20 protein-coding genes are annotated in these 23,233 nt (G+C 69.4%); 15 read left to right on the forward strand and 5 right to left on the reverse strand.

Translation table 11 applies throughout. The features are described from left to right. Nucleotides 1-26: 26 nt before the first annotated feature. On the reverse strand, nucleotides 27-2,003 hold the full coding sequence (locus ACN469_RS26650) for a CotH kinase family protein (RefSeq protein ID WP_498772081.1): 1,977 nt from the start codon (nucleotides 2,001-2,003) through the stop codon (nucleotides 27-29). 180 nt (nucleotides 2,004-2,183) lie between these two features. Between ACN469_RS26650 and ACN469_RS26655 the strand changes: the two genes are divergently transcribed. Together ACN469_RS26655 and ACN469_RS26660 are read left to right on the forward strand one after the other, a co-directional pair. Further along, complete coding sequence (locus ACN469_RS26655) at nucleotides 2,184-2,489, forward strand: hypothetical protein (protein ID WP_498772083.1); 306 nt, start codon at nucleotides 2,184-2,186, stop codon at nucleotides 2,487-2,489. A gap of 159 nt (nucleotides 2,490-2,648) precedes the next feature. Continuing rightward, a complete protein-coding gene (locus ACN469_RS26660; protein WP_498772085.1) occupies nucleotides 2,649-3,977 on the forward strand; it encodes a ferritin-like domain-containing protein in 1,329 nt (442 codons plus the stop codon). Nucleotides 3,978-3,990: 13 nt separating this feature from the next. On the opposite strand, the gene ACN469_RS26665 is transcribed toward ACN469_RS26660, so the two are convergent. The 4 genes from ACN469_RS26665 to ACN469_RS26680 form a co-directional block, all read right to left on the reverse strand. After that, nucleotides 3,991-5,262, reverse strand: a complete 1,272-nt coding sequence (locus ACN469_RS26665; protein WP_498772087.1) for an RNA polymerase sigma factor — start codon at nucleotides 5,260-5,262, stop codon at nucleotides 3,991-3,993. Between the two features lie 53 nt (nucleotides 5,263-5,315). Continuing rightward, nucleotides 5,316-5,678, reverse strand: coding sequence for a YciI family protein (locus ACN469_RS26670; protein WP_498772089.1), 363 nt, complete (start codon nucleotides 5,676-5,678; stop codon nucleotides 5,316-5,318). 103 nt (nucleotides 5,679-5,781) lie between these two features. Further along, nucleotides 5,782-6,606: a bifunctional hydroxymethylpyrimidine kinase/phosphomethylpyrimidine kinase gene (gene thiD / locus ACN469_RS26675; RefSeq protein WP_498772091.1), complete on the reverse strand. Its 825-nt coding sequence runs from the start codon at nucleotides 6,604-6,606 to the stop codon at nucleotides 5,782-5,784. An 87-nt stretch (nucleotides 6,607-6,693) separates the two neighbouring features. Then, nucleotides 6,694-11,136, reverse strand: a complete 4,443-nt coding sequence (locus ACN469_RS26680) for a hypothetical protein (protein WP_498772093.1) — start codon at nucleotides 11,134-11,136, stop codon at nucleotides 6,694-6,696. Nucleotides 11,137-11,244: 108 nt separating this feature from the next. Here ACN469_RS26680 and ACN469_RS26685 point away from each other — a divergent pair, with 108 nt between their 5' ends. The 13 genes from ACN469_RS26685 to ACN469_RS26745 all read left to right on the forward strand — a co-directional run bounded on the left by ACN469_RS26685 (nucleotide 11,245) and on the right by ACN469_RS26745 (nucleotide 23,224). Further along, the gene (locus tag ACN469_RS26685; protein ID WP_498772095.1) at nucleotides 11,245-12,576 is read left to right on the forward strand and encodes a glycoside hydrolase family 2 TIM barrel-domain containing protein; all 1,332 of its coding nucleotides are present in this window, start codon (nucleotides 11,245-11,247) and stop codon (nucleotides 12,574-12,576) included. Nucleotides 12,577-12,709: 133 nt separating this feature from the next. Further along, nucleotides 12,710-13,930, forward strand: a complete 1,221-nt coding sequence (locus ACN469_RS26690; RefSeq protein WP_498772097.1) for a hypothetical protein — start codon at nucleotides 12,710-12,712, stop codon at nucleotides 13,928-13,930. A 7-nt stretch (nucleotides 13,931-13,937) separates the two neighbouring features. After that, nucleotides 13,938-14,912 carry a HEAT repeat domain-containing protein gene (locus tag ACN469_RS26695; protein WP_498772099.1) on the forward strand — a complete coding sequence of 325 codons (975 nt, stop codon included), beginning with the start codon at nucleotides 13,938-13,940 and terminating at the stop codon, nucleotides 14,910-14,912. A 44-nt stretch (nucleotides 14,913-14,956) separates the two neighbouring features. Beyond that, nucleotides 14,957-15,475, forward strand: coding sequence for a hypothetical protein (locus ACN469_RS26700; protein WP_498772101.1), 519 nt, complete (start codon nucleotides 14,957-14,959; stop codon nucleotides 15,473-15,475). A 158-nt stretch (nucleotides 15,476-15,633) separates the two neighbouring features. After that, nucleotides 15,634-17,019, forward strand: coding sequence for an ATP-binding protein (locus ACN469_RS26705; RefSeq protein ID WP_498772103.1), 1,386 nt, complete (start codon nucleotides 15,634-15,636; stop codon nucleotides 17,017-17,019). After that, nucleotides 17,006-17,557 (forward strand): response regulator transcription factor, encoded by a 552-nt coding sequence (locus ACN469_RS26710; RefSeq protein ID WP_498772105.1) that lies wholly within the window; start codon nucleotides 17,006-17,008, stop codon nucleotides 17,555-17,557. The genes ACN469_RS26705 and ACN469_RS26710 overlap by 14 nt, the downstream gene beginning before the upstream one ends. 90 nt (nucleotides 17,558-17,647) lie before the next feature. Next, nucleotides 17,648-18,118: a hypothetical protein gene (locus ACN469_RS26715; protein WP_498772107.1), complete on the forward strand. Its 471-nt coding sequence runs from the start codon at nucleotides 17,648-17,650 to the stop codon at nucleotides 18,116-18,118. An 11-nt stretch (nucleotides 18,119-18,129) separates the two neighbouring features. After that, complete coding sequence (locus ACN469_RS26720) at nucleotides 18,130-18,324, forward strand: hypothetical protein (RefSeq protein WP_498772109.1); 195 nt, start codon at nucleotides 18,130-18,132, stop codon at nucleotides 18,322-18,324. Nucleotides 18,325-18,424: 100 nt separating this feature from the next. Next, on the forward strand, nucleotides 18,425-19,078 hold the full coding sequence (locus ACN469_RS26725) for an Isoquinoline 1-oxidoreductase subunit (protein WP_498772111.1): 654 nt from the start codon (nucleotides 18,425-18,427) through the stop codon (nucleotides 19,076-19,078). Next, nucleotides 19,075-19,539 carry a (2Fe-2S)-binding protein gene (locus tag ACN469_RS26730; RefSeq protein ID WP_141642356.1) on the forward strand — a complete coding sequence of 155 codons (465 nt, stop codon included), beginning with the start codon at nucleotides 19,075-19,077 and terminating at the stop codon, nucleotides 19,537-19,539. Before ACN469_RS26725 ends, ACN469_RS26730 begins: the two co-directional genes overlap by 4 nt. Before the next feature lie 10 nt (nucleotides 19,540-19,549). Further along, entirely contained in the window at nucleotides 19,550-21,808 is a 2,259-nt protein-coding gene (locus ACN469_RS26735) for a xanthine dehydrogenase family protein molybdopterin-binding subunit (RefSeq protein ID WP_498772113.1), read from the forward strand. A 93-nt stretch (nucleotides 21,809-21,901) separates the two neighbouring features. Further along, nucleotides 21,902-22,180 (forward strand): hypothetical protein, encoded by a 279-nt coding sequence (locus ACN469_RS26740; protein WP_498772115.1) that lies wholly within the window; start codon nucleotides 21,902-21,904, stop codon nucleotides 22,178-22,180. A gap of 93 nt (nucleotides 22,181-22,273) precedes the next feature. Beyond that, nucleotides 22,274-23,224, forward strand: coding sequence for a hypothetical protein (locus ACN469_RS26745; RefSeq protein WP_498772116.1), 951 nt, complete (start codon nucleotides 22,274-22,276; stop codon nucleotides 23,222-23,224). Nucleotides 23,225-23,233: the final 9 nt, after the last annotated feature.

Below are 23,233 nucleotides of genomic sequence, written 5' to 3' on the forward strand. Positions count from 1 at the left end.
CGCGGAGGGCGGGCGCCCTCGGCCCTTCACGGCGCGCCCAGCTCCTGCTCCAGGAGCGTGCGCAGTGCGTCCGGGCGCCGAAGCACGATGTCTCGCATGGCCTGCATGTCCTCCCGCCAGCGCTCCATCGAGAGCGGGTACTGCCACCGTCCGATGTGCTCGGGCAGCTCGGGCGCGAGCCGCTCCGCCGCCGCGTCGAGCCACGCCACGACGCGCTCCGGGGCGAAGGTGTTCTCCAGGTGCCAGTGGAAGCGCGCGATGAACAGCCCCTTGAAGTCCGGCGACTTCAGCAGGCCGCGCAGCAGCACCACGAAAGGCTCACCCAGGGTGTCGTCATGCAGGAGCCGGCCCAGCGAGTCGGCCTCCGCCCCGCCGGAGAACGCCGCGTCCAAATCATACAAAAGCCAGCGCCAGCGCCCATCCCCGGGCCCCGGTGTGCCGTCGCCCGAGCGGTCGCGCCAGAACTTGATGTTGTTGTTCGGCCAGTCTTCGTTGCCGAAGTAGATTTGCGCGATGTGGTAGTCGATGAAGTCCTCCACATCCATGCGCTCCAGGACGTGCGCGTAGTGCTCGGGCACGGAGAGGTCGTGCTCGCGCACGTACGTCAGCAGCTCCGCATACGGGAGCGCGTCCTCCGGTTCCCCGGTGTCGAGGACGCCTTCATTCTCCAGGATGACGATGTTCTTCCGGTTCAACCCGTGGTGGCCCGCCAGGTAGTACTCGTCATACCGCTCGCGCAGCTCGTGCAGCCCCCAGTACTCGCCGTTGAGGAACACCACCGTGGGCCGACAGGCCTGGAGGGCCAGCGTCGTGTCGCGCAAGAGCCCCTGGAGGACGCAGTCCCTCAGCTTGGTGACCTGCTGGTCCTGTCCCGAGGTGCGCACCAGCAAGCGCTTGAAGTCGCGCAGCGGATGGCCCGGGAAGATGTCGGCCTGGAACAGCTCCGGACCATAGTCTTCCTTCGCATACAATCGCAGACTCTTCTGTGGCAGCGCCGCGCTCCCGGAGCCGTGGATGCGCACCCCCGCGTTCTGCGCAATCACGGGCGCGCCTGACTCCTCGAACCACTCGACATGGACCGGGCGCTCCCAATCCTTACCATCCTGCATGTAATTGCCCGTCCCCCAGCCCCACGTCCAGTCCGGAAACTCCTCGTGGACGCGGCCTGGCACATAGATGCCCCGGACAGGGTCGAAGAAGTTCGCCGCGTCCGTCACCAGGGAAAGGACTGGCAGCGTGTAGGGACGCTGACCAATGAGATACGTCCGCGCCTGTCCCGCCTCCACCGGCGTCTCCCCTGCGAACCGCTGGACGCGCACCACGGTGCCGAGCGTCACGGGCGCGGCGGGTGGTTTCCAACGCCACGGCTCGGCCATGTCCTCCGGGTTGGTCCGGATGAGGCTCAGCGGGGCGGGCTGTCCGCTCCGGTTCAGCAGCGCCAGCGGCGCCCTGTAGACGGTGGAGGTGGGGCCCGGCGTCGAGCCATCCAAGGTGTAGCGCGTCGTGGTGTCCGGCGACGTGGGCAGCGTGAGGAGCGCCTCGGCGGCATACAGGCCCTCCGGCGCGGTGAAGCTCAACCGTTGGAAGTCGAGCCGGGTGCGATTCTCCGTCCCGGTGTCGTGATAGGCGATGAGCTCCAGCGCCTGGCTTTCGTGGCTCGGCTGCCAGGGAATGCTCCACCGTCCACCGGGCTCCAGCACCGCCTCGCCGACGAGCACCGTGCCCTCGTAGACCACCACCCGGACGACGCCCGCGTCGACCCGGAAGCCACCGCGAAGGACGTGCTGCTCGTTGTCCATGGCGTCGATGGTGAGGACCGCTCCGGGTGTCTCCTCCACCACCTGCTCGCTGACGTCCTCACTCGGAGTGTCACGACAGGCTCCCAGCGACAGCAGGAGCAGGGCGAGCGCCCCGGGAAGCGTCAGCCTCCCTGGCGAGGTGTGACCGCGCGGGCGCGCCAGGGCCTGGCGTCCCGAGACTTCAGGAGGAAACGACGGAGTCATGTGAGGGGCACGGTGGTGGGGACCAGGGGGACAAAAGCCACGGGCCCTTCAGCAATACTCGTGCCTCAAACTATCTCCCTGAATTCACGGAAGTGGTGTCGGGAGGGCGTGGCAGTGTGCCACGCTGGGGATGGCGGATTGCCATGGCTGCTGCTCACTCGAGCGAGGGTGGGACTTGCGATGACGGAGCCAAGACCCCGGCACTGTGCGACGTGTGGACGCGCCCTCAGCCCCCGCGAGGTGTACTACCGCTTCAACCTGGTACTGGAGGGCGAGCAGGACCTGCTCGACTCCGGTGACGAGGCCGAAGACGGGGACAGGGACGCACTCGCGGCGTTGGTGCAGCGGTTGGAGGAAGGGCCCGAGGACGCTCGCGAATTGGAAGAGCAGGTCCATTGGGAACGCGCCGGTGTGGTGTGCGCGGCTTGTCGCATCGTGGTGGTGCGCATGCTCGACGAGGGCCCTGGGACGCCGCGCCCGCACTGACGTCCCGGACCCTGGGAGGCGGCGTCTTCCCGGCCTCAGATTTCTGAGCGGGTGGGGAGTAAAAGGCGTGCGCGGGTCAGCGTTTCAGACCTCCCTCCGAGTGACGCGCTCCTGGCCTCCGCATTGCTTTGGCATCGGGCTCTCTCGATGGGAGCCTTCATGGACTCGAATCAACTGCGGCAGCTCTTCGCGAAGGCCCTGCGAGCCTCGCTGGCCTCTCCCTTGTTGTTGGCTGGCTGTGGCGGTCTGGACCTCAAGGGCTACTCGCCTCCCGTGTGCGAGGAGGGTTCGAGGCTCGCGATGAGCGGCCTGTCACCCGCGACGCAGACGGACCTGGTGCAGCTGCGCCGGAGCAGTGACGGAGGAGACCATGCCAGCGGCTCGCGCTTCCACGAGGTGCTGTCGTCTTCGGGCACGGCTTGCGCGACGGCTTCCCAGCCCGCGGCGTGTCAGGCAGAGCTCGCGTCCCTGGCCCCCGAGGAGGGCTTTCGTAACTCCTGCGACTTGTTCTGCGAGTCGTACTACCTGGCGACCACGACAGGCGACACGGTGGCGGCGCGGACCTCGGTAGAGGCGCTCATCGGCTTCCTGGGCACCATCGACACGCCGCAGGAGGCCCTGCTGCGGGTCTTCGCGGACGGCTACGCCTTGAGCTGCGCCAAGCTGGAGGAGGGGGCCGTGAAGGCGAACGGCGACGGCAGCTTCAACGTCGTCGCGACCCAGGGCTACGCCTGCGGAGAGGGCACCAAGCAGACGCAGTACCTCTTCCAGGTGTCGCCTTCCGGGGAGGTGGTGGAGAAGGAGAGCGAGGTCCTGAGGCGCGGCGACAAGGGGTGTGCCGTGGGACGCAGGCCGGCGGGACTCCAGTCGGATGGCTCCGTCGAGTGCGCGGACACCGTGGGGCGGCACATGGCGCTCATCGCCCATCTGGAGGCGGTCTCCATCCAGGCGTTCCTGCGGCTGCGCGCGGAGCTGGCGCTGCACGGCGCGGACGTAGCGCTCCAGGACGCGGCGCTGCGCAGCGCGATGGACGAGGTGATGCACACGGAGGTCTGCGGGCGTCTGGCCCGGAAGTACGGCGCGACGCCGGAGCGGCCCCAGGTGGCTTCGCTTCCGCCCAGGCCGCTCGCGGAGGTGATGCTCGACAACGCCGTGGAGGGCTGCGTGCGCGAGACGTATGGCGCGCTGGTGGCCCACCATCAGGCACTGCACGCGGAGGACGCCGAGGTGCGCGAGGCGATGGCGCGCATCGCCGAGGACGAGACGCGGCACGCGGACCTGTCGTGGGCCATTGACCGCTGGGCGGGCACTCGGCTCCCCGAAAGCGAGCGAATGGCCGTGCGCGAGGCTCGGCTGCGCGCCGTGGAGGCGCTGCGCGCGGAGGTGGCCGAGCCGACGGATGCCGCCCTCGTGCGCGAGCTCGGACTTCCCTCGCCGGAGGTCGCCGTGGCGCTGGTGGACACGCTCTCGCGCGAGCTCTGGAACTGAGGTCCGCTTCGCGTCAGGACGCTGGCGGGGTGCTCGCGAGCACCTCGCGAAGGCGTTCCTCCAGGAAGCGCCGCTCGGGCCCGGTGCGCACCAGCGCGAGCGCCCGTCGGTAGGCCGCCTCGGCTTCCCGCCAACGACCCAGGCGGCGCAGCAGCTCCGCGCGGGCCGCCGGGAGCAGGTGATACGCGGTGAGCCTGCCGGAGGACTCCAGGTCGTCGACCAGCGCGAGCCCTTGCTCAGGGCCGCGCGCCATCGCCACCGCCGCCGCGCGATTGAGCTCCACCACGGGACCCGGGGTCAGCTGGGTGAGCCGTCCATAGAGGGCGGCGATCTGCTCCCAGTCGGTCTCCGCCGGCTGCTTTGCCCGCGCATGGAGCGCCGCGATGGCCGCCTGGACGGTGTAGGCCCCGTGCGCGCCCAGCGCCAGCGCCGCATCCAACTGCGCCAGTCCCTCCTCAATCTCCGCGCGCTCCCACAAGCTCCGGTCCTGCCGGTCCAACAGCACCAGCCCTCCGTCCTCGGCCACGCGCGCGCGGCGACGCGAGTGGTGAAGCAGCATCAACGCCAGCAGTGAGGCCACCTCGGGATGGCGTGGAAGCAGCGAGCGCGTCAGCCTCGCCAGCCGCAGCGCCTCCGCGCACAGGTCCATGCGCAGCAACTCCGTGCCCTCCGTCGCGGAGTGGCCCTCCGAGAAGAGCAGGTAGATGGCGTGCAGCACGCCCCGGGTGCGCTCGGCCAGCGCGTCCGGCTCCGGGATGACGTAGGGAATGCGCGCGTCGCGAATCTTGCGCTGCGCCCGCACCAGCCGCTGCGCCATCGTCGCGGCGGGCACCAGGAACGCGCGGGCCACTTCCTCCGTCGTCAGGCCGCACAGCGTGCGCAGCGCCAGGGCCACCTGGATGTCCTCCGCCAGCGCCGGGTGGCAACAGGTGAAGAGCAGCCGGAGCGAGTCATCCGGATGCGCCTGCCAGTCCCTCCCATCCAGCGACGGGGCCAGCTCCTGCTCCAGCCGCGCGATGACCTCCAGCGCATCCACGCGCGCGCCGAGCCGGGCACCCCTGCGCACCCGGTCCACCGCCTTGTTCTTCGCCGCGCGCAGAAGCCACGCCCGAGGCTCCTCCGGCACACCCTCGCGCGGCCACTGGAGGAGCGCCGCCTCGAAGGCCTCCTGCACCACCTCCTCGGCCGAGCCGAAGTCTCCGCCCATGACCCGGATGACCGTGGCCACGATGCGGCCATAGTCGTCGCGGTGTGTCCGCTCGAGCAGGGACGGCAGGTCCGTCATGAAGACTCCACCCAGGCCCCGAGGTCCACGCCCCGGGGCCCGAGCCTCGGGCCTCAGCCCATCGAATCGGAGAAGTCGATCACCGGGCGGATCTCGACGCAGCCCTGCCGCACGCTCGGAATCCGCGAGGCCAGCGCGATGGCTTCGTCGAGGTCCTTCGCCTCCACCAGGAAGAAGCCTCCGAACTGCTCCCGCGTCTCCGCGAAGGGCCCGTCCGTCGTCAGGCGCTTGCCATCGCGCACGCGCACCGTCGTCGCCGTCTGCGTCGGCTGCAGCGCCTCACCCGCGACGAAGTTGCCGCTCTTCTGGATTGAGTCCGTGTAGGAAGAATACTCACCCATGATCTGGTCGGTCTCCGCCTTGGGCATCGACTCCCAGGCCTTCTCGTTCTCGTAGATCATCAGCAGGTACTTCATGGGTCGTTCCTCTCGGTGTCGGGGGAGCACAGCCTCCCGCCGAGGAGTCGATTGGGGGAGGGGGAAATCGACAGCCTGTTTTCGACGCGATTTTCCGACCGTGTCAGGAGGGCGTCCCCAAGGGTGAGAAGTGACTGAAGGGGCCATGGCCCCGCCCCAGGGCGAGCGGGTGCTCCAGGGCCGCGGTGACGTGGGCCTTGGCGCGCCGGGTGGCCTCCCAGGGGAGCTGCCCCAGCGCCAGCCAGGCGGCGATGGCGGCGGACAGCGTGCAGCCGGTGCCGTGGGTGTTGTGCGTCTTCACCGCGCGCAGGAACAGCGTCTCCATCCGCTCGCCGTCGAACCAGACGTCCAGCCCGCGAAGCTCGCCGGCCATGCCTCCGCCCTTGACGAGCACCGCGCGCGGCCCGAGCTGGTGGATGCGCCGCGCGGCCTCCTTCATGTCCTCCAGCGTGTTCAGCTCCATCCCCGCGAGCAGCTCCGCCTCGTGACGGTTGGGGGTGACGACGTCGGCGAGCGGGAGCAGGTGCTCCTTCAAGGCCCCGACGGCTGAGTCGTCGATGAGGCGTGCTCCGGTGCGGGACACCATGACGGGGTCCACCACGAGCGGGCCTGGCTTCAGGGCCTTCAGCCGCCACGCGACGACGGAGATGATCTCGGCGTTGACGAGCATGCCCGTCTTCACCGCGCCCACGCCCAGGTCCTCGGCGACGGCGTCCATCTGCGCGGCCACGGCGGCGGCGGGCAGGACGTCCACGCGGGTGACACCCCGGGTGTTCTGCGCGGTGATGGCCGTGAGCGCGGTGGTGCCGTGCACACGGTGAAACGAGAAGGTGTTCAGGTCCGCCTGGATGCCGGCGCCACCACCGCTGTCGGAGCCGGCGATGGTGAGGGCCGTCGGCACGGGCTTGGGAGTCTCCATGGGCCGCATGCTGCGGCACCCGGAGCGTGGGAGCCACCCCAAATTCCGGAGGCGGGCCCGCCTCGTCGCGAGCCCGCACCCGGAGTCACCCCGACGTCAGATGGCGCTGCCCAGCGTCAGGAAGACGACCTCCGCCGCGCGCACCTGTCCCAGGCCGGTGAAGCTCGCCGTGTCGATGAGCAGCGTCCACTCACCCAACAGGCTCCGGTCATAGAAGGAGTTGGTGGCCGGCGTGGAGCCACCCAGGGCGATGCTGCACGAGTCCACGAACGAGGCCGTCTGGAAGGGCGTGGTGCAGGCCGCGTTGGCGATGTCGCACGCCGGCAGGCCGGACCCGCAGGCGGAGAAGGACACGTAGTGGAGCACCTGCCGGGTCCCTCCGGAGGTGTAGTCGTCCTTGCTGAGCAGCTCGAACTCGGCGAAGTGGTTGCCGAGCTTGAAGCCATCCATCGTATCGCGCACCAGCACGGCCGCCACGTTGGCCGTCGCGCCGCTGGTCGTCACGAGGTTGACGCGCACGTTGCGCACGCGGTGACCCTTGCGCAGCGACAGGAGCGGCGAGGCCGCCAGGTCCGTCGCCGTCACCTGGAAGCGCGCGCCCCGGTACGTCGTCGCCCCGTTGACCAGCTCGCCCAGGGGCTTGAGCCGCTCCAACTCGTTGGTCGACAGCGCGTGGAAGTCACTCACGGGCAGGCGTCGGTAGTACGGCGCCGGGCTCTGCACGGTGTGCGAGGCCAGGCTGTCCAGGCCCTGCACCAGCCGCGTCTTCATGTCCGGGTAGTTGCCCAGGTGGAAGTCGATGTTGTCGCGGAAGGAGGCGGGAATGGCGCTGCCACCCGTGCTCGGGTCGAAGGGCAGGTACTGGTACTCCGCCACGCGGATGAGCTCCCAGTAGCGCAGCGTGAGCTGGTCCAACGTGCGCAGCGCCCGTGCGTACACCTGCTGGCCGATGAGGAGCTGGTCGAACTTCCGCAGCTCCGTGCCGCTGCCGAAGTGGAGGATGTCGTTGAGCGCGTCGCGCGCCGCCACCGCGTTGCGCTGGCGCAGGAGCGCAGTGTCGCGCTCCATCAGCGCCAGCTTGTAGTCCGCCTGGGCCTTGGTGAGCTGGGCCTGGAGGTCCAGCAAGTCCAGGGTGATCTCCACCTGGGACTGGGCGAGAATCTCCTTCTTCACCTCGTCCGAGATGACGCTGCGCGCCGGGTTCTTCTGGTTGCCGGAGACGATGTCCCAGAGCTGCGTGCCGCCCGTCTTCAGCGTGTCCTTGAAGGGCTTGCTCTTGGCCGCCTCGGTGGCGCTGGTCTTCAGCGCCTCCCACACCTGGGAGTGGAAGGACGTGCTCGCGCTGCTCGTCGGCCCCGCGCCGGGCACGGGCGTGGCGCTGGTCTCCGACTTGAAGCTCTTCTTCATCTCACTCCACATGCTCTCCGCGCCCTTCCCGACCAGGTCGGCGGCGAACTGCCCCCCGTACGCGGCGGCCACCTTGCCGATGAGGTCCAGGACGAAGTCTCCGAAGTCCTTGTTGTTGGAGTTGTAGTGGTCGGTGATGCGGGTGTCCGCCGCCTGGATGCTCTCGGTGAGCTGGTTGATGGCGGCCTTGCGGTTGTTCATCGACGTCTGCAGGGCGGTCAGCGCCGCGTTCGCCGCGGTGATGCGCTGGGTGGCCACGGCCTCCTCGGCCTCCAGCGCGACGACGTCGGCGTTCATCGCGGCCTGGTTCTGCGTCATCCAGGCGGACAGCTGCATGCCATTGGAGAGCGCGAGCCACTGGTTCACCGAGCTGTCCAGCACGTCGTAGAGCGAGTCGAACTCCGCGCGGAGTTGCTCGTAGCGCAGGTGCGAGTTGAAGGGGGTCTCCTTGGCCAGGCCGTAGAAGTTGCGCTGGCCCTGGATGTAGCTCAGGCGGGTGACGTCGTGGGCCATCAACGGGCACAGCGCGCCGTACAGGTACGCGGAGGAGAAGGGCGCCTGCGCGTCGAGCGGCTCGTCACACACGAGGCCCGCCTGGGCGAGGATGCCACCCATCTCCATGACGTTCTGCAGGTAGACGAAGGCGGCCTTCTGCAGCTCGCCGCGCTTGAACCAGGTGTTGCCGTTCGCCTGGGACACGCGCCACGACTGGGGCGCGAGCAGCGCGCGGAGCATGTCCACGTCCCGGCGCTCCGAGCGGAGGATGCGCTGCGTCCCAGCGGTGCCCACGGCGCCAGCCGTGCCGGCGGTGGACTTGGTGCCGATGAAGCAAGTGCGCTGCTCCTCCCGGGGGATGCAGAGGTAGGTCTCCCAGTGCTCGCACGTGCCAGGAGGGGACTCCAGCACCGTCACCGTCACCGTCTTGGAGGGGCGGTTGCCGCCCAGGCCCTTCTTGCCGCCCACGGGGGCCGCGGTGACGAGCTCCGCGCGCGTGTCCACGTAGCGCCCGTTGTAGGACTCCGACAGGGACACGGAATGCCACGTCTGCACCTTGTTCTTGCACGCCAGGTCGCCGATGAAGGGGCTGTTGCGGCAGGTGGTGTCGGCGCAGTCCTTGAACCCGTCGTTGTCGTTGTCCAGGCCGTCCGTGCACTGCGCATAGGTGTTCTCCTGCGCGCCGCAGACATTCCCCGTCAGGGGGCTGTTGCTGCACTGGAAGTCAGCGCAGTCCGCGTAGTTGTCCCCGTCGTTGTCCAGGCCGTCGCTGCACGTGGCCGCGGTGGCTTCCTGGAGGAAGGGATAGTCGTTGGGCTCGCACACCTTCACGTACGGGTTGTTCGCGCAGTTGGAGTCCTGGCAGTCCGTCTTGCCGTCGCCGTCGTTGTCGATGCCGTCCGAGCAGGCCTGCGGGGTGCGCTCGGTGCCACACGCTGAGAGCACGCGAGGGTTGAAGCGGCACTCGTAGTCGGAGCAGTCCTTGTGGCCGTCCAGGTCGTTGTCGATGCCGTCCGTGCAGGCCGCGTCGCTCGCCTCCTCCAGGCCGTTGGTGAGGAACAGCGCCGGGCCCAGGTTGCAGTATGGGTTGCCGAAGCAGCCCGGGTCCGAGCAGTCGCCCAGGCCGTCATTGTCGTTGTCGATGAGGTCCCGGCACTCCTCGTCGCCGCCCTCGCCCGCCGCCCCGCACGTCGTCGAGTAGTTCTGGCAGGAGAAGTCGGCGCAGTCGGTGTACCCGTCGCCGTCGTTGTCCAGCGTGTCGCCGCAGGCCTCCTCGGAGAACTCGCTGTTGGACGGGCGCGACTGCTGACAGAAGCCGCGCAGGCGGCACTTGGTGTCGGCACAGTCCACCATTCCATCCCCGTCATTGTCCTTGCCGTCGCTGCAGGCCTCGGCGGAGGACTCCTTCTGGATGGGGCTCCAGGTCGCGTCCGCGCACACCGTGACGTGGGGGTTCTTCGAGCAGGCGTAGTCCTGGCAGTCCGTGTAGCCGTTGTTGTCGTTGTCCTTGCCGTCGCTGCACTGGGCGTTGTCTGCCTCTGTCAGCAGGTCGCACAGGGCGATGGCGGGGTTCCACCGGCAGCGCAGGCTCTGGCACTGCAGCTCCTCGTCCATGAAGCACTGCTCGGACGTCACCGGAGAGGCCTTGTTCGGCTCGTTGACCAGGCCGGGGCCGCGCAGCGACGTGTAGCGGATGACGACGTCACCGGAGCGGCCACCCATTCCGCCGTTGCTGCCATTCTGGGGCGGCTTGACGATGGTGCCGGTGCAGTTGACCTTGGGGTCGGGGCCGTTGTTGCCGGTGATGGTGTGGTTGATGGTGATTGGCGGGCCATCCGCGCCCAGCCAGCCGTCCTCGCCGCGCTCGGCCGTGGTGTTGACGCGCACGCCGTTGAGCTCGTTGGTGTAGAGCACGAAGCTGCCGCCGTTCTGTCCGAGGCGTCCTGGCGGCAGCACCGCGTCCGTCGGGTCCGGGTCCGCCTGCGCGGTGCGCGGGCCGGGAACGGTGCGCAGGGGGAAGCCTCGGGACGTGTACGCACCGGAGGCGATGACGAGCGTCGCGCCGCCCGTGTCCACCGGGCCCGCGAGTTCGACGCTGGGGGCGACGATGACGATGGCCGCGTACTTGCGCTGCGTCGGGTCCTGCTCGGAGACCTCATACAGGTTGGCGCAGGCGTGGCTGAAGCTGCACGCGTTGCCGGGCAAGGTCTGCCAGGTGATGACCGGATTCTGCTGCGCGTAGACGCCGTCCGCGTTGGGCAGCAGGGCCTGGTTGCCCTTGAGGAACACCGGATAGTCGCGGACATACGACGTCAGCACGCGCACCTTCTCGGTGGGCTGGTGGCGGCCGGTGAGCACGCCGCGCAGGTCGTCGAAGCGGGGGCTGGGGAGCACCGCGAGCAATTCGCCCACCGTGGTGTCCATCGTCGCGGGCCCCGCGGGCAAGCCGCGCAGCTCCGAGAACTCCATGGGCGAGGAGAACGCCAGCGGCTGCGCGGAGGTGCCCGTCTCCAGCTCCTCCGCCGGAGGCCCTTCCTCTCCCAGCGGCAGACTGTCTCCACAGGCACTCAACACCAGGGCACAGGCCATTCCCCAGACTTGCCGCCGGCTCCGGCGGATGCTTCCCAAGAAGTTCATCGTGGTTGCTCCTTTGCTGGCGAGGTGAACGGCGACCCCCGGATTTCTTCTCCGAGAATTCTTGGGACGCCGGAAATGGGAGCTGAAACGAGTTACCATCCACGCCCCATGGCCCCTTGCCTTCGCCCCACTCGCAGCGTCCTGCTGTTGTTGTGTGCGTTCGTGCTGTGCCCGGCCCTGGCCGCCGAGGCCCGGACCGCCCTGTCGAAGGTGGACGGGCAATGGCAGCTCCAGGTGGATGGGCGCCCCTACGTGGCCAAGGGCGTCACCTTCAGCGGCAGTGGCAGCTCGGCGGCGTATGAGCAGGACTGCGCGCGGCTGGCGGCCCTGGGCGTCAACACGCTGCGCACGTGGGGCGTGGGCGCGGAGACGCCGCTGCTGCTGGACGCCGCTCACAAGCATGGCCTCAAGGTGCTCGTCGGGCTGTGGATGCGGCATGGCCAGCCCGGCGCGGAGGATGATGACTCGTTCAACTACCTCACCGATGTGGCGGGCATGAAGAAGCAGCGCGCCGACACGCTGGAGAGCGTGAAGCGCCTCAAGGACCACCCGGCGGTGCTGGCGTGGGGCCTGGGCAACGAGGTCATCCTCAACAGCCCCAACGACGCGGCGAAGGAGGCCTACGCGCGCTTCCTGGAGAGCGTGGTCCAGGACATCAAGAAGGCGGACTCAAACCACCCGGTCATCTCCGTGGACGCGTGGGTGCTCGCGGTGAAGTGGTGGGAGAAGTTCGTCCCGTCGCTCGACGCGTATGGCCTCAACGTCTACGGCCGGGGCGTGCACGTGCTGCCGGAGGCGCTGAAGAAGGAGGGTGGCACCAAGCCCTGGCTCATCACCGAGTTCGGCGCGCAGGGCGAGTGGGAGGCTCCCAAGGACGCCCACGGCATCGCCCGCGAGCCGGATGACCAGGAGAAGTACGCCGTCATCGTCGACGCGTGGAACAACGCGCTGGCGCCCCACGTGAAGGCGGGCAACTGCCTGGGCCTGTTCGTCTTCAACTTCAGCGCGACGTTCGACCACACCAGCCTCTGGCTCGGGATGCTGTCGGGCAAGTCGACGCGGCCCGCGTGGCACGCGGTGCGCGAGGCGTACACGGGCCAGAAGCCGGCGACGCCCCTGCCCGAGCTGAAGGGCCTCACCGTGGAGGGCGTGAAGCAGGAGCCCACGGGGACCTGGGCGGACGTGCGCCTGGACGTGAAGAAGGCCGACGACACGCCGCTGGAGGTCTCCTTCGCCTACAACTTCCGGGGCGCGGCCACCCGCTTCGAGCGCGGTGAAATCATCCGCCTGCGCGCCAGTCCCGGCCCCACGCCGGACTCGTGGCGCGTGAAGGTCCCCGCCACGGTGAAGGGCCCCATCAAGCTGTACGCGCTGGCCAAGGACGCCTCTGGCAACCTGCTGATGGCGACCAGCTCCCTGGTGCCGCCCCGCGCCCCGTGAGCCGTCTAGCGCCGCTGAAACACACTCCGGGCGTTATCGACTGAACTGCCAGTTTGTTTGGTTGGGCTGGTATTTCCGTTTTTTAAGATATCAAGAGGAAGACTCGGAGTTCGCGTAGTAGGGTCGGCGCGGCATGAGTCCCGAATCGTCTTCGCGTCCCACTTCCTCGGACGGGCCTTCGCGCTTCAATCGTCGTCGAGCCGTCGCCCTGCTGGGCGGTGGGCTCCTGTTGCTGACCGTGGTGGGGCTGGTGGCCCTGCGCGGTCGCGACGGAGGCGCCCACGTCGAGTCGGTGGAGCCACGCTCCGCTCCCGGTGGTTCCGCTTCAGCTCGTGGCCCCGGGAAGGCCGGCGCTGCTCCGTCCGCTGGGGCAGGGGAGGAGGCCGTCGCGGGAGCGCCCCGGTACGACGCCACCACCTGCTGGCGTGACTTGGAGCGCTTCAACGAGGGCGTGAGCCTGGACACGTTCCGCGAGTGGGGCGCGCCGCTGCTGTCCTCGAGGGACCCGCTGGTCCGCATGTACTTGAAGGAGCGCCTGACGGAGCTCATCGGCAACGACGCGGGCCGGGCGAGCCAGGTGCTGGAGTGGACGCGCGAGGCGGGGCCGAAGGAGTTCAAGGTCTTCGCGATGGCGCTGAAGGACTCGGAGGCCGTCCACCTGCCGGAGGTCTCCCGGAAGATGTTGGAGCTGGGGATGGACGCGGCGCTGGAGCCGGAGCGGCGCGCCGGGGTGTTGTCCTCGCTGGACACGCAGAAGCAGTTGTCGCCCGACGCGCTCAAGCAGCTGGCGGACTTCGCCAAGGACCCGGCCTCGGGCGAGGCGGGCTGGGCCGCGGCGCGAACCATCGCCCGGGTGATGAAGAACGACCATGCGCGGACGGCGAACGCGGCGCCGTACCTGGACACGCTGCTGAGCATCGGCACGCAGTCGCTCGACGAGCACGTCCGGTACATGGCGCTGTCGACGCCCATGGAGACCGCGCCCGTGCTGGACGCGAGCGCCACCGACGGCTTCGCGAAGGTCCTCACCACCGAGGGCAGTCCCGACGGACGCGGTGCCGCCGCGCACAACCTGTCGCTGTCCGGGGACCGGGCGAAGGTGCTGGAGACCTTCGCGAGCGCCTTCGAGCCGGAGAAGGACGTGTGCGTGCGCTGGTCGCTGTTCCGCTTCTCCGCGCGCGCCGCGGGCAAGGACGCGCTGCCCGTCATGGCGAACATGGCGCTCATCGACCCGCGCTTCCAGCCGACGTACCAGGACTTCGAGCGCATCTACGCCAGTGGTGTCGTGGACTTCGAGCGCGTGTGGCTCGCGCTCGCGGACCAGGACCCCTACGGCTGTCTCCACCGCGACTGAGCTCTCCATGACGCGCACCTTCTTGCTGGCCCAGGCGCTGTGCCTGCTGACGTTGTCTTCTCTCGCGCATGCGACGGAGACGCCGCCTCCTCCCTCGCTCCAACCCGAGACGTGCTCCGTCGAGGGCTTGATGGACTCCATCCGGCGCGGGCTCCAGTCGAAGTCGCCGGCCTACCGGCGCTACTTGCGGGAGCTGTTGAAGGAGTCCGCCGTCACGCTGCCGGAGGCGCAGCTCCGCGCGGCCTTCGAGCGTGAGACGGAGCCCTCCATGGTGGAGCACCTGGCCGCGGCGCTGGTGGCGAAGACGGAGCGGGGCGAGAGCCCTGCCACGCTCCAGCTGGTGGGGAAGCGGGCGTCGGGAGACGCGGACCCGGCCGTGCGCGCCGCCTCGACGCGGGCCCTGCGCCGCACGAGCGCGGGGGAGCACACCGGCGACTTGTACTCGCGGCTGGTGCGCGACGCCTCGCCCGAGGTGCGGATGGAGGCGGCGACGAACCTCATCGAGGACAACCAGTTCGTCTACGCGGGCCTCCACGGGCCCGCGTCGGACATGGCGGTGGCGGCGGCCGTGGCGTCGAGCGATGCGAAGGTGACGACGCGAATCCTGGACAACATCTCCACGGCGGCCATCAGCAAGGAGTCGGCGGAGCAGCTCCACACGCTCTTGCGCGGAGATGACGCCCAGGTGCGCGCGGCGGCGGCGAAGGCGCTGGGCGGCGTGCCCGCGCCGGAGATGTCCCGCGCAAGGCGGACGCTGGTGGGGCTGTATCGCGAGGAGTCGGACGTGGGCGTGCGCACGGCCATCCTCCAGAGCCTCGCGCGGCTGGGCTTCGCCAGCGCGGTGCCGGAGCTGACGGCCTTGAGGAATGTCGACCCGCGCCTCTCGACGGAGGTCGACGCGTGGGTCCGAGCATTGAGTACAGGTCTTCAGGAGTGGAGCCTGATCCTGAGGGAGAAGCAGCGGTTGCAGCAGGCTCGATGAGCAGTCCTTCTGGGGGCCGCACAGTCGGCCCGAAAGGAACAACGATGCGTAGCCCCAAGTCGCGCCTCGCGGCGCTGACGGCCCTGGTAGCACTTCCCACCGCCGCACTCGCCTACACCGCCGTCGCGCCGTATCCCAGCACGGTGACGGCCACCACCTACTACTCCAGCGGCACGTACCACGGCGCCGTGGACGTCGCGAACTCGCGCTGCAACTACTGGGGCGCCGAGACGGGCGTCTCCGCCAGCGTCCGTTGGAACGTGACGGTCCGCACCTCCGGGGTCGTCTGCAACGGCAATGGCAGCGGCAACCAGAACGAGGCGAAGCTCGACCTCGGCAGCGGCTGGTCCTTCCGCCAGTGGCATTGGATCAAGACCAGCGACTCCTATGACCGCACCTGCAATCGCTGCCAGGTCGGCAACCTGGGCGGCACGGGCAACGCCACCGGTCCCCACTCCCACTTCCAGAAGGACCAGTACGGGACGAAGAACACGTCCTGGTACTCGTCCTACACCTCGAAGGGCGAGGCCTTGGACCGTGGTGAGCTGATGGGCTACATCTGACAGCTCGGGGCCTGACGTCACGCCGCTCAAGCGTCGTCGGGCCCGCACCGGCCAGGGAAGCAGGGGCCTCGTGTCCCGCCTCCCTGGCTCGGTGAGCCCAGGGCCCTGCGTCAACTTGACGCGCTCGCGACGAGGGGACTCCCGGGGTAAGAAGAGGCGTGTTCCGCCCGCCCCCCGACTCGCAGGCGGCCCCGCGCGGCCCCCTGTGGTCGTCGAGACAGTCCTCGCCGCGCTCCGCCTTTCATCGCTCCGCCCAGGACGTGGTGGACCTGTTGTCGTCCAGCGCGATTGCGCTCGGCTGGCTGGTGCGCCTGCGCTGGCACGCCGTCGGAGGCTCCGCGCTGACGGTGCTCGTGGCCGTGCGAGGGCTGGGGTTCGAGCTCCCCGTGCTGCCGTTGCTCGCGGTGGTGGCGACGACGGGGGTGTCCAACCTGCTGCTCACCTTGTGGCTCCGTCGCGCGCCGGTGGTGAAGGCCCATCACCTGGGTGGAGTGCTCGCGTTCGACACGATGCTGCTGACGGCCCTGCTCGCGCTGTCCGGCGGGCCAGACAACCCGTTCGCCATGCTCTACCTGGTGCACGTGACGCTGGCGGCGCTGGTGTTGGGGCCTCGGTGGACGGTGGGCCTGTCGCTCCTGTCCATCCTGGGGCCCGCGCTCCTGCTCCACTTCCACGTCCCGCTGCGGGAGCTGGCGCACGTGTCGGGCTCGGCGCCGAGTGGCTCGCGACATGTGCTGGGCATGTGGGTGGCCTTCACGCTGACGGTGCTGCTCATCGCGCTGATGGTGGCGCGGGTATCTGCGGCGCTGAGGGACAGGCAGGAGGCCCTGGTGCGCGCCCAGCTGCTCGCGGTGCGCGCGGAGAAGCTGGCGTCCCTGAGCACGCTGGCGGCGGGCGCGGCGCACGAGCTGGGGACGCCGCTGGGGACCATCGCGATTGCAGCCAACGAGCTGGAGGCCCTCATCCTGGAGGAGCCGCACGAGGCGCTCGAGGATGCGCGCCTCATCCGGGACCAGGTGGAGCGGTGTCGCGACATCCTGGAGCGGATGAGCGCGCGGGCGGGGCAGACCTACGGCGAGGTGCCGGAGCAGACCACGACGGCGGTGGTGCTGGAGCGGCTGCGCGAGCAGTTGTCGACGGGTGAGCTGGCGCGCCTGCGCTTCGAGGCGAGCCCGGACCTGTCGCTCTGCTGCCCCATTCGAGGGCTGGTCCAGGTGCTGGCGAACCTGGTGCGCAATGGCTTGCACGCGAGTGATGCCTCCCAGGCCCCCGTCACGGTGAGCGTGCACGGCGATGCGGGGCGGACGACCTTCGTGGTGGAGGACCAGGGCACGGGCATCCCTCGCGAGGTGCTGGCGCGCCTGGGGGAGCCGTTCTTCACCACCAAGCCCGCGGGGCAGGGGATGGGGCTGGGCTTGTTCCTGGGGCAGACCTTCGCCGAGCTGTGCGGTGGCCGGCTGGAGTTGTCGTCGGAGGAAGGCAAGGGCACGCGCGCCGTCCTGGAGCTGCCGTGTCGGAGGGAGCCCGTCCATGTCGCGGCTTGAGGATTCCCCAGTGGTGCTGGTCATCGACGACGACGAGCCCTATCGCGAGCGGCTGGTGAAGGCCTTCGGCCGCAAGGGCTTCGCGGCGCATGGCGCGGGCAGCGCGAAGGAGGCGCTCGAGCGCGCGCCGGTGCTGCGCCCTGGTTATGCGGTCATCGACCTGCGCCTGCCGGACGGCTCCGGGTTGGACCTGGTCCGCGAGCTGAAGGCGCTGGATGCGCGCACGACGATGGTGGTCCTCACCGGCTACGGGAGCATCGCCACCGCGGTGGAGGCCGTGCGCCGGGGCGCGACGCATTACCTCTCCAAGCCCGTGGACGTGGACGACATCCTGCTGGCCTTCGCGGGCGCCACGCTGCCGGCGGGCGAGGCCGTGGCGCTGGAGCACCAGGTGCCGTCCCTGGCGCGCGCGGAGTGGGAGCACATCCAGCGCGTGCTCGCGGACTGTGGCGGCAACATCTCGCAGGCGGCCCGACTGCTGCGCATCCAGCGCAGGAGCCTCCAGCGCAAGCTGTCCAAGCACCCCGTGCGGCAGTGATGGACGTGGGGTGCGTCACCAAGACGCACGAGGCGACTCTCCCGGTCCACTAGGGTGCCAGTCATCCGAGGCGCTGGAGAGGTGAGTGCGATGGCGTATGCGGTGGTGCTCTTCCTCCATTCGTGGCTGCGCTGGGCGGTGGTGCTGCTCGTCCTGCTCGCGCTGGGGAAGTCGCTGAGGGGCTGGCTCGGCGTCGGGGACTGGACTCCCGCGGACCGTCGGCTCCAGGTGCTCGCGGTCTCCGCCTTCGACTCGCAGATGTTGCTGGGGATGATTCTCTACTTCGGCCTGAGTCCCTTCACGCCCCCCGCGCTGGAGGGCGGGCTGCGCGCGAGCCTCTCCGTCCCCGCGCTCCGGTTCTTCAGTGTCGAGCACCCGACGATGATGCTGCTGGCGCTCGCCACCGTGCACGTGGCGTCCGCGCTGAGCCAGCGCGCGGAGGCGCCCGTGTCGCGTCACCGCTTGTGGGCCCTGGGTTTGCTGCTCGCGGCGCTGCTCGTCTCCTTCGCGATTCCCTGGGCCGGACTGTCCCACGGCCGTCCCCTGTTCCGAGGCTTCTGAGGTCCGCGTCCATGTACGACTTCCTCTGGCTGTTGATGATGGCTCCCACCGCGTCGAGCAAGCCGCGCGCGGCGAGGGCTTCCGTGTCCCATCTGTCCGAGGTGCCTCGGCAGAGCCCGCGTCGCGAGCCGCCCGCTCCGCCCGTGCGCCGCTCCCGGCGCCTGCGTGCCGACTCGCCTCGTCCGCGAGACGCCTCTTCTCGGTGAGGCGCGAAACAGGCGCGTGACTCCCACCTTCCGTTCGGTGGTGTGCGGCCCTGGAACATTCGGCTTGTGGTGATGGACGACATGCCGGAACCTTGCCGCGATGATGCGTGCTCTTCCGGTGATGGCGTCCGTCGTCTTGCTCGCGGGTGCCGGAGGGTGTCGGCGCCAGCCCGACTCCGAGGCGGCGCGATGGGAGTCGTTACCCCCGGTGGACGCGCGGGAGCTGCGTTCGCTGGACCTGTTCCAGCGCATCGAGGACCCGGCGCAGCGCTCACGCGCGCTGTTCCTGGAGACCAGTCGCGTCTACCTCCATCCGCGCTGCTCGAACTGCCACCCCGACGGTGACAGCCCCTACCAAGACTCCGGTGAGATGCTCCACAACCCTCCGGTGACGCGAGGCCCCGAGGACAAGGGCGTCGTCGGCATGGAGTGCACGGGGTGTCATCAGGAGCGCAACCTGGAGCTCGCGCGGGTGCCCGGAGCGCCAAACTGGCACGTGGCCCCGCGCTCCATGGCGTGGGTGGGCAAGAGCCCCCGCGAGCTGTGCGAGCAGCTCAAGGACCCCCAGCGGAACGGAGGCAAGACGTTGGAGCAACTGGTCGAGCACAACGCTCATGACGAGCTGGTGGCGTGGGGCTGGGCGCCGGGCTCGGGCAGGCAGCCGGCGCCTGGGACGCAGGCGCAGTTCGGAGCGCTCGTCGCGGCCTGGGTGGCCACGGGGGCGGAGTGTCCCAGCGAGGAGGCGCGGCCATGAGCATCCGAGTGCGAGTCAACGGCGTCGAGCAGGAGCTGGACGTCGACCCCGAGATGCCGTTGTTGTGGGCGCTGCGCGATGTGCTCGGCCTCACCGGGACGAAGTACGGCTGTGGCCAGGCGCTGTGCGGCGCGTGCAGCGTGCACCTGGATGGACAGGTGGTGCGCGCGTGCGTGACGCCCATCCGTCGCGCGGACGGGCGCGAGGTCACCACCATTGAAGGGCTGTCTCCGGATGGGGGCCATCCGCTCCAGCGTGCCTGGGTGGAGCTGGGCGTGCCGCAGTGTGGGTTCTGCCAGTCCGGGCAGCTCATGTGCGCGGCGGCGCTGCTGGCGAAGAAGCCACAGCCCACGGACGCGGACATCGACCAGTCGCTCGCGGGCAACCTCTGCCGTTGTGGGACGTACACGCGCATCCGCGCGGCCGTGAAGAAGGCCGCGGGCGTGCCTGACTCGAAGTAGCGAGGATGCGATGAGCCAGCAGCCCGTGGTGTTCACCCGTCGTTCCTTTCTCGAAGGGCTCAACCTCTCCGTCGGCGGACTGGCCCTGGGGCTGGTGCCCACGGTGTCGGCGGAGGCGGCGGCTCCCGGCGTGAAGTCGGCGCCGGAGCTGCGGCCCAATGTCTTCGTGCACGTGGCGGCCGATGGGCTTGTCACGATTGTCTGTCACCGCTCGGAGATGGGGCAGGGCATCCGCAGCTCCATGCCGGTGGTCATCGCCGACGAGCTGGGCGCGGACATGGCGCGGGTGAAGGTCGTCCAGGCGGTGGGAGACGCCGTCTATGGGGACCAGAACACCGACGGCTCCAGCAGCATCCGAGGCGTCTTCCAGGAGCTGCGCCGCACGGGCGCCACGGCGCGCACCATGCTGGTGGCCGCGGCGGCGAAGCGCTGGAAGGTGAAGCCGGAGCAGTGCGAGGCGCGCGAGCACGCCGTGTACCTCCGGGACGGGAAGCGCTCGCTGGGCTTTGGTGAGCTGGTGGCGGACGCGGTGAAGCTGCCCGTTCCCAAGGGGGAGGCCGTTCAGCTCAGGCCGCTCTCGGAGCTGCGGCGCGTGGGCTCGGAGCTGCCGTTGCTCGATGGGCCGGCGTACGTCACGGGCAAGGCGGTGTTTGGCGCGGACGTGAAGCTGCCGGGGATGCTCATCGCCGTGGTGGCGCGCCCGCCCGTGGTCGGCGGGAAGGTGGTGCGCTTCGATGCGACGCGAGCGCTCGCGGTTCCGGGCGTGAAGCAGGTGCTCGAGCTGCCCCCGCCCCATCGTCCGTACCTGTTCCAGGGTTGGGGCGGCGTGGCGGTGCTGGCGGAGAACACCTGGGCGGCGATGCGCGGGCGCGAGGCGCTGGACATCACCTGGGAGAACGGTCCCAACGAGTCCTACGACTCGGAGAAGTACCGCGTGGCGCTGTTGGAGTCGGTGCGAGCGCCGGGCAAGCCAGCCCGGTCCGTGGGCGACGTGGACAAGGCGCTGGCGAGCGCGGCGCGGGTGGTGGAGGCGGAGTACTACGCGCCGCACCTCTCCCATGCGCCCATGGAGCCGCCCGTGGCGCTGGCGCGCGTGGCAGGGGGCGTGTGCGAGGTGTGGGCGCCCACGCAGCACCCGCAGGCGGCGCGCACGGAGGCCGCGAAGACGGCGGGGCTTCCCGAGGACAAGGTGACGGTGAATGTCACGCTCCTCGGCGGTGGCTTCGGGCGCAAGTCGAAGGCGGATTTCGTCGCGGAGGCGGTGTTCCTCGCGAAGACGGCGGGGGTGCCGGTGCGCGTGCAGTGGACGCGCGAGGACGACATCCGTCACGACTACTACCATTCGGCCAGTGCGCAGAAGCTCAGCGCGGGGCTGGATGCGCAAGGCAAGCCGACGGCGTGGCTGCACCGCACGGCCTTTCCCGCCATCCGTTCGACGTTCTCCGAGGACGTGACGGGGCCGGTGGCGAGGGATTTGAATCAGGGGGTGCTGGACCTGGCGCTCGACATCCCCAATGTCCGGGCGGAGATGGGCGAGGCGCTCGCGAAGGTGCGCATCGGCTGGCTGCGGTCCGTGAACAACATCTTCCACGGGTACGCGGTGGGCTCGTTCATGGACGAGCTGGCGCATGCGCGGGGCGTGGACCCGCGTGACAACCTGTTGGATGTGATTGGGCCCGCGCGGAAGGTGTCGGTGGCGGAGCTGGGTGTCACGGTGCTGCCGAACTACGGCGCGCCAGTGGAGGCGCACCCGGTGGACGCGGGGCGGCTGCGCCGGGTCATCGAGCGTGTCACGGAGATATCGGGCTGGAGCGAGCGCGCGAAGAACGGGCGCACGCTGGGGCTCGCGGCGCACCGCAGCTTCCTGAGCTACGTGGGCGTGGTGGTGTCGATGACGAAGGACGCGGTGGGCAAGGCGCGGGTGGACGAGGCCTGGGTGGTGGTGGACGCGGGGCTCGTCGTCAATCCGGACCGGGTCCGCGCGCAGATGGAGGGGTCCATCATCTTCGGGATGAGCCTGGCGATGTATGGCTCCATCACGATGAAGGACGGCGCGACGGAGCAGTCGAACTTCCGGGACTACCGGCTGGTGCGCATCGCTGAAGCGCCCAAGGCCATCCACGTCGACATCGTGCGCAGCGAGGACGCGCCCGGTGGAGTGGGGGAGCCCGGTGTGCCGCCCGTAGCGCCGGCCATCGTCAATGCGCTGTTCGCGCTCACGGGGATTCGGGTCCGGGAGCTGCCCATCATCCGGACGGTGCCTGTGTAGGGACTGGCGCGGCTGGCTGCGTCAATGCGTGGATTTGCTGGGGGGGAGTCGCTCCGTGTTAGGGTTTTCGTGACGGATTGCCAAGGAGCGTTCATGAAGACCCTGCTGCTGAGAGGCGTGAGTCTGCTGGTCCTGAGTCCGTGGTTCATGGCCTGCGGAGGCATTGACGGAGACGTCGCTGCTCACGAGGAGGTCGTTCAAGAGGCCACGCAATCCCAAGGCCTTGTCACGGATTTGCCCGCGTGTGAGTCCATGAATGGCCAGACCTGTACCCAGAACCTGGCGGAGTGCCTCTGGCAGTCGGACGGGTCCGTGGGCGTGTGTGTCTGCAGGCGGACGCCAGTCTTCAAGTGGCAGTGCTATCCGAACTGAGCGGCGTCACGGTGCATTCGGCTCGATGTGCATCGAAGCGCTGTTCACGCTTTGATTTCTGTCTCTTTCGGCATGACGAGGGGCTGGGAGTCCATGAAGAAGATTCGCCTGCTGAAGCTGTCCATGTTGGGGACGGGGATGGCGATTATCGCCCTGGGCGGAGTGGGGTGGCGTCACGCGGAGGCCGCCGAGTCCACCTTCGTCGACCCCACGCTGGCACCCGCGCCGTTCTCGTGTCCGACGGTGCGTGCCACCAGTGACCGGGCGGATGGGACCACGGACTACAAGGTGAAGATCCTCTACGTGGTGCCCTCGGATGGCGTGGACCGCGCGCTCGACACGAGCGGGGCACTCTGCCGGTCCGTCCAGGCGCAGTATTCGTGGTTCACCTCCCAGACGACGAACGGGGCGGCGCTCCGGTACGACGTCTCGGGCTCCGTCCTGGACATCCAGTTCGTCCGTCTGTCGAAGACGGACGCGGTGATGAAGGGCACGGCGAACACGGGCAATGTGAACACGGGCTACGCCTACGTCCGCGACCGCATCGAGCTCGAGTTGGCCGCGATGGGCCTCATCAGCGACACGCGAAAGATGTACGCGGTCTACTACGACGGCACCAGCGAGTGGTCCTGTGGCGGCGCGCCCTGGCCTCCGACGCTGATTGGCAGGGTCACCGCCCTCTATCTCAAGGGATTGCCGACCGGTCCGGTGCCATGTGCCTCGAACCCCATCGGTGGTTCGAGCACGCTGCCGGGGTACATCGAGTTCGCCATGCTGCACGAGACGCTGCACGGGCTGGGCATCGTGCCGGCCGCCGCGCCCAATCAACACGCCTCGGGCCATGTCTACGACTCGGCGCGGGATTTGATGTACGCGCCGAGGGCTGGGACGTCGGACCCCGGCTGGGACATCTACTCGGGAGCGGTGGTGCTGGATTCAGGCAGAAACCAGTATTACGGCCACTCGGGGAGTCAGCTCGACCTGGACCAGAGCGCCTTCCTGACGCCGCTTCCTCCTGGCGCTCTGGCTCCGCCGGGGTGGTGAGCCCGCTCA

It is taken from the genome of Corallococcus terminator, from assembly GCF_049194865.1.
GTDB lineage: Bacteria > Myxococcota > Myxococcia > Myxococcales > Myxococcaceae > Myxococcus > Myxococcus terminator_A.

Coding starts and splice junctions, on each gene's coding strand:
- ACN469_RS26650 (WP_498772081.1), bottom strand. CDS start 2,003: ATGACTCCGTCGTTTCCTCCTGAAGTCTCGGGACGCCAGGCCCTGGCG.
- ACN469_RS26655 (WP_498772083.1), top strand. CDS start 2,184: ATGACGGAGCCAAGACCCCGGCACTGTGCGACGTGTGGACGCGCCCTC.
- ACN469_RS26660 (WP_498772085.1), top strand. CDS start 2,649: ATGGACTCGAATCAACTGCGGCAGCTCTTCGCGAAGGCCCTGCGAGCC.
- ACN469_RS26665 (WP_498772087.1), bottom strand. CDS start 5,262: ATGACGGACCTGCCGTCCCTGCTCGAGCGGACACACCGCGACGACTAT.
- ACN469_RS26670 (WP_498772089.1), bottom strand. CDS start 5,678: ATGAAGTACCTGCTGATGATCTACGAGAACGAGAAGGCCTGGGAGTCG.
- thiD (WP_498772091.1), bottom strand. CDS start 6,606: ATGCGGCCCATGGAGACTCCCAAGCCCGTGCCGACGGCCCTCACCATC.
- ACN469_RS26680 (WP_498772093.1), bottom strand. CDS start 11,136: ATGAACTTCTTGGGAAGCATCCGCCGGAGCCGGCGGCAAGTCTGGGGA.
- ACN469_RS26685 (WP_498772095.1), top strand. CDS start 11,245: ATGGCCCCTTGCCTTCGCCCCACTCGCAGCGTCCTGCTGTTGTTGTGT.
- ACN469_RS26690 (WP_498772097.1), top strand. CDS start 12,710: ATGAGTCCCGAATCGTCTTCGCGTCCCACTTCCTCGGACGGGCCTTCG.
- ACN469_RS26695 (WP_498772099.1), top strand. CDS start 13,938: ATGACGCGCACCTTCTTGCTGGCCCAGGCGCTGTGCCTGCTGACGTTG.
- ACN469_RS26700 (WP_498772101.1), top strand. CDS start 14,957: ATGCGTAGCCCCAAGTCGCGCCTCGCGGCGCTGACGGCCCTGGTAGCA.
- ACN469_RS26710 (WP_498772105.1), top strand. CDS start 17,006: ATGTCGCGGCTTGAGGATTCCCCAGTGGTGCTGGTCATCGACGACGAC.
- ACN469_RS26715 (WP_498772107.1), top strand. CDS start 17,648: ATGGCGTATGCGGTGGTGCTCTTCCTCCATTCGTGGCTGCGCTGGGCG.
- ACN469_RS26720 (WP_498772109.1), top strand. CDS start 18,130: ATGTACGACTTCCTCTGGCTGTTGATGATGGCTCCCACCGCGTCGAGC.
- ACN469_RS26725 (WP_498772111.1), top strand. CDS start 18,425: ATGATGCGTGCTCTTCCGGTGATGGCGTCCGTCGTCTTGCTCGCGGGT.
- ACN469_RS26730 (WP_141642356.1), top strand. CDS start 19,075: ATGAGCATCCGAGTGCGAGTCAACGGCGTCGAGCAGGAGCTGGACGTC.
- ACN469_RS26735 (WP_498772113.1), top strand. CDS start 19,550: ATGAGCCAGCAGCCCGTGGTGTTCACCCGTCGTTCCTTTCTCGAAGGG.
- ACN469_RS26740 (WP_498772115.1), top strand. CDS start 21,902: ATGAAGACCCTGCTGCTGAGAGGCGTGAGTCTGCTGGTCCTGAGTCCG.
- ACN469_RS26745 (WP_498772116.1), top strand. CDS start 22,274: ATGAAGAAGATTCGCCTGCTGAAGCTGTCCATGTTGGGGACGGGGATG.